This window comes from Streptococcus sp. 27098_8_113 (assembly GCF_041432545.1).
GTDB lineage: Bacteria > Bacillota > Bacilli > Lactobacillales > Streptococcaceae > Streptococcus.
This window is the reverse complement of record NZ_JAPVZU010000025.1, coordinates 1-5,190: the sequence shown is the minus strand read 5'-3', so window position 1 is coordinate 5,190 and position 5,190 is coordinate 1. Positions and strand designations below refer to the sequence as shown.

The 5,190-nt window shown below is 49.7% G+C and carries 1 tRNA gene and 3 rRNA genes; all 4 read right to left on the bottom strand.

From position 1 onward, the window contains the following. Window positions 1–95: ribosomal RNA gene (rrf, locus tag O3644_RS09935) — 5S ribosomal RNA — on the bottom strand; the annotation flags it as partial. Window positions 96–195: 100 nt separating this feature from the next. Further along, window positions 196–3,093: ribosomal RNA gene (locus O3644_RS09930) — 23S ribosomal RNA — on the bottom strand. Window positions 3,094–3,219: 126 nt separating this feature from the next. After that, window positions 3,220–3,292: transfer RNA gene (locus tag O3644_RS09925), tRNA-Ala, on the bottom strand. 53 nt (window positions 3,293–3,345) lie between these two features. Continuing rightward, window positions 3,346–4,892: ribosomal RNA gene (locus O3644_RS09920) — 16S ribosomal RNA — on the bottom strand. Between the last annotated feature and the right edge of the window lie 298 nt (window positions 4,893–5,190).

The window sequence follows — 5,190 nt, the reverse complement described above, 5'->3', positions numbered from 1 at the left end:
ACAGGGGGCAACCCCCAACTACTTCCGGCGTTCTAGGGCTTAACTTCTGTGTTCGGCATGGGTACAGGTGTATCTCCTAGGCTATCGTCACTTAACTAGCTGAATTAACTTGCAATATCTTATTGCCTTGTCAACTCAAAATTGAATAACTACTCAAACCTCACAATACTTGCCAAAAGCTGCGCTCAATGAAAATTGGATAAGTCCTCGAGCTATTAGTATTAGTCCGCTACATGTGTCGCCACACTTCCACTCCTAACCTATCTACCTGATCTTCTCTCAGGGCTCTTACTAACTTGCGTTATGGGAAATCTCATCTTGAGGTGGGTTTCACACTTAGATGCTTTCAGCGTTTATCCCTTCCCTACATAGCTACCCAGCGATGCCTCTGGCGAGACAACTGGTACACCAGCGGTAAGTCCACTCTGGTCCTCTCGTACTAGGAGCAGATCCTCTCAAATTTCCTACGCCCGCGACGGATAGGGACCGAACTGTCTCACGACGTTCTGAACCCAGCTCGCGTGCCGCTTTAATGGGCGAACAGCCCAACCCTTGGGACCGACTACAGCCCCAGGATGCGACGAGCCGACATCGAGGTGCCAAACCTCCCCGTCGATGTGAACTCTTGGGGGAGATAAGCCTGTTATCCCCAGGGTAGCTTTTATCCGTTGAGCGATGGCCCTTCCATGCGGAACCACCGGATCACTAAGCCCGACTTTCGTCCCTGCTCGAGTTGTAGCTCTCGCAGTCAAGCTCCCTTATACCTTTACACTCTGCGACTGATTTCCAACCAGTCTGAGGGAACCTTTGGGCGCCTCCGTTACCTTTTAGGAGGCGACCGCCCCAGTCAAACTGCCCGTCAGACACTGTCTCCGATAGGGATCACCTATCCGGGTTAGAGTGGCCATAACACAAGGGTAGTATCCCAACAACGCCTCCATCGAAACTGGCGTCCCGATCTCATAGGCTCCTACCTATCCTGTACATGTGGCACAGACACTCAATATCAAACTGCAGTAAAGCTCCATGGGGTCTTTCCGTCCTGTCGCGGGTAACCTGCATCTTCACAGGTACTAAAATTTCACCGAGTCTCTCGTTGAGACAGTGCCCAAATCATTACGCCTTTCGTGCGGGTCGGAACTTACCCGACAAGGAATTTCGCTACCTTAGGACCGTTATAGTTACGGCCGCCGTTTACTGGGGCTTCAATTCATACCTTCGCGTTACCGCTAAGCACTCCTCTTAACCTTCCAGCACCGGGCAGGCGTCACCCCCTATACATCATCTTACGATTTAGCAGAGAGCTGTGTTTTTGATAAACAGTTGCTTGGGCCTATTCACTGCGGCTGACTAAAGTCAGCACCCCTTCTCCCGAAGTTACGGGGTCATTTTGCCGAGTTCCTTAACGAGAGTTCTCTCGCTCACCTGAGGCTACTCGCCTCGACTACCTGTGTCGGTTTGCGGTACGGGTAGAGTATGATACAACGCTAGAAGCTTTTCTTGGCAGTGTGACATCACTCACTCGCTACTAAACTTCGCTCCCCATCACAGCTCAACGTTACAGGTATAAGCATTTGACTCATACCACGCCTCACTGCTTAGACGTACATCCATTCGTACGCACGAGTTAGCCTACTGCGTCCCTCCATCACTTCATACTCTAGTACAGGAATATCAACCTGTTGTCCATCGGATACACCTTTCGGTCTCTCCTTAGGTCCCGACTAACCCAGGGCGGACGAGCCTTCCCCTGGAAACCTTAGTCTTACGGTGGATGGGATTCTCACCCATCTTTCGCTACTCATACCGGCATTCTCACTTCTATGCGTTCCAGCGCTCCTCACGGTACACCTTCTCCACACATAGAACGCTCTCCTACCATACCTATAAAGGTATCCACAGCTTCGGTAAATTGTTTTAGCCCCGGTACATTTTCGGCGCAGGGTCACTCGACTAGTGAGCTATTACGCACTCTTTGAATGAATAGCTGCTTCTAAGCTAACATCCTAGTTGTCTGTGCAACCCCACATCCTTTTCCACTTAACAATTATTTTGGGACCTTAGCTGGTGGTCTGGGCTGTTTCCCTTTCGACTACGGATCTTAGCACTCGCAGTCTGACTGCCGACCATAATTCATTGGCATTCGGAGTTTATCTGAGATTGGTAATCCGGGATGGACCCCTCACCCAAACAGTGCTCTACCTCCAAGAATCTTTATGTCGACGCTAGCCCTAAAGCTATTTCGGAGAGAACCAGCTATCTCCAAGTTCGTTTGGAATTTCTCCGCTACCCACAAGTCATCCAAGCACTTTTCAACGTGCCCTGGTTCGGTCCTCCAGTGCGTTTTACCGCACCTTCAACCTGCTCATGGGTAGGTCACATGGTTTCGGGTCTACATCATGATACTAAGACGCCCTATTCAGACTCGGTTTCCCTACGGCTCCGTCTCTTCAACTTAACCTCGCATCATAACGTAACTCGCCGGTTCATTCTACAAAAGGCACGCTCTCACCCATTAACGGGCTCGAACTTGTTGTAGGCACACGGTTTCAGGTTCTATTTCACTCCCCTTCCGGGGTACTTTTCACCTTTCCCTCACGGTACTGGTTCACTATCGGTCACTAGGGAGTATTTAGGGTTGGGAGATGGTCCTCCCAGATTCCGACGGGATTTCACGTGTCCCGCCGTACTCAGGATTCTGCTAGGTACAGATTCTATTTAAAATACGAGGCTCTTACTCTCTTTGGCTGACCTTCCCATGTCATTCTTCTATAAAATCTGAGTCCACATTGCAGTCCTACAACCCCGAAGAGTAAACTCTTCGGTTTGCCCTCCTGCCGTTTCGCTCGCCGCTACTAAGGCAATCGCTTTTGCTTTCTCTTCCTGCAGCTACTTAGATGTTTCAGTTCACTGCGTCTTCCTCCTCATCTCCTTAACAGAGATGGGTAACAGGTAGTACCTGTTGGGTTCCCCCATTCGGACATCCCCGGATCTGCGCTTACTTACAGCTCCCCGAGGCATTTCGTCGTTTGTCACGTCCTTCTTCGGCTCCTAGTGCCAAGGCATCCACCGTGCGCCCTTACTAACTTAACCTTATTTTTGACCTTTCAGTCTTAAACTCATTAATATTCACAGCGTTTCGGTTTATTTTCTTGTTACTATTTGATATAGTTATTCAATTTTCAATGGACAAGTTTAGAATAGTTATCACTATCCTAATGGAGCCTAGCGGGATCGAACCGCTGACCTCCTGCGTGCAAAGCAGGCGCTCTCCCAGCTGAGCTAAGGCCCCACAAGACCTCTCAAAACTAAACATGACGACCAATGGCTTCCGTCTTTCCTTAGAAAGGAGGTGATCCAGCCGCACCTTCCGATACGGCTACCTTGTTACGACTTCACCCCAATCATCTATCCCACCTTAGGCGGCTGGCTCCTAAAAGGTTACCTCACCGACTTCGGGTGTTACAAACTCTCGTGGTGTGACGGGCGGTGTGTACAAGGCCCGGGAACGTATTCACCGCGGCGTGCTGATCCGCGATTACTAGCGATTCCGACTTCATGTAGGCGAGTTGCAGCCTACAATCCGAACTGAGACTGGCTTTAAGAGATTAGCTTGCCGTCACCGACTTGCGACTCGTTGTACCAGCCATTGTAGCACGTGTGTAGCCCAGGTCATAAGGGGCATGATGATTTGACGTCATCCCCACCTTCCTCCGGTTTATTACCGGCAGTCTCGCTAGAGTGCCCAACTAAATGATGGCAACTAACAATAAGGGTTGCGCTCGTTGCGGGACTTAACCCAACATCTCACGACACGAGCTGACGACAACCATGCACCACCTGTCACCGGTGTGCCGAAGCAAAATCCTATCTCTAGGACGGGCACCGGGATGTCAAGACCTGGTAAGGTTCTTCGCGTTGCTTCGAATTAAACCACATGCTCCACCGCTTGTGCGGGCCCCCGTCAATTCCTTTGAGTTTCAACCTTGCGGTCGTACTCCCCAGGCGGAGTGCTTAATGCGTTAGCTACGGCACTGAGTCCCGGAAAGGACCCAACACCTAGCACTCATCGTTTACGGCGTGGACTACCAGGGTATCTAATCCTGTTTGCTCCCCACGCTTTCGAGCCTCAGCGTCAGTTACAGACCAGAGAGCCGCTTTCGCCACCGGTGTTCCTCCATATATCTACGCATTTCACCGCTACACATGGAATTCCACTCTCCCCTTCTGCACTCAAGTTAAACAGTTTCCAAAGCGTACTATGGTTAAGCCACAGCCTTTAACTTCAGACTTATCTAACCGCCTGCGCTCGCTTTACGCCCAATAAATCCGGACAACGCTCGGGACCTACGTATTACCGCGGCTGCTGGCACGTAGTTAGCCGTCCCTTTCTGGTAAGATACCGTCACAGTGTGAACTTTCCACTCTCACACTCGTTCTTCTCTTACAACAGAGCTTTACGATCCGAAAACCTTCTTCACTCACGCGGCGTTGCTCGGTCAGACTTCCGTCCATTGCCGAAGATTCCCTACTGCTGCCTCCCGTAGGAGTCTGGGCCGTGTCTCAGTCCCAGTGTGGCCGATCACCCTCTCAGGTCGGCTATGTATCGTCGCCTTGGTGAGCCGTTACCCCACCAACTAGCTAATACAACGCAGGTCCATCTGGTAGTGGTGCATTTGCACCTTTCAATTGACTATCATGCAATAGTCAATGTTATGCGGTATTAGCTATCGTTTCCAATAGTTATCCCCCGCTACCAGGCAGGTTACCTACGCGTTACTCACCCGTTCGCAACTCATCCAGAAGAGCAAGCTCCTCCTTCAGCGTTCTACTTGCATGTATTAGGCACGCCGCCAGCGTTCGTCCTGAGCCAGGATCAAACTCTCATTAAAAGTTTGAGTTCTCACTCATTTCTGTCACTGACAGATTTATTGTTTTTTCTTTGTTCAGTACTACAACATACGTTGTAGCGCCCTGCACATTGGTTCGTCTTGTTCAGTTTTCAAAGGTCTTTATCGCTCTCTCAAGCGACAACTATATCAGTATATCACCTATCTATTCCCTTGTCAACACTTTTTTGAAATTTTTTTATCTTTTTTACAAATTTATTTCCTAACACCATCAATATCACTGATAAATCAATAACTAAAAGGGAAAGGTAACCTCTTCCTACCTCTCCCTTATTCTCTA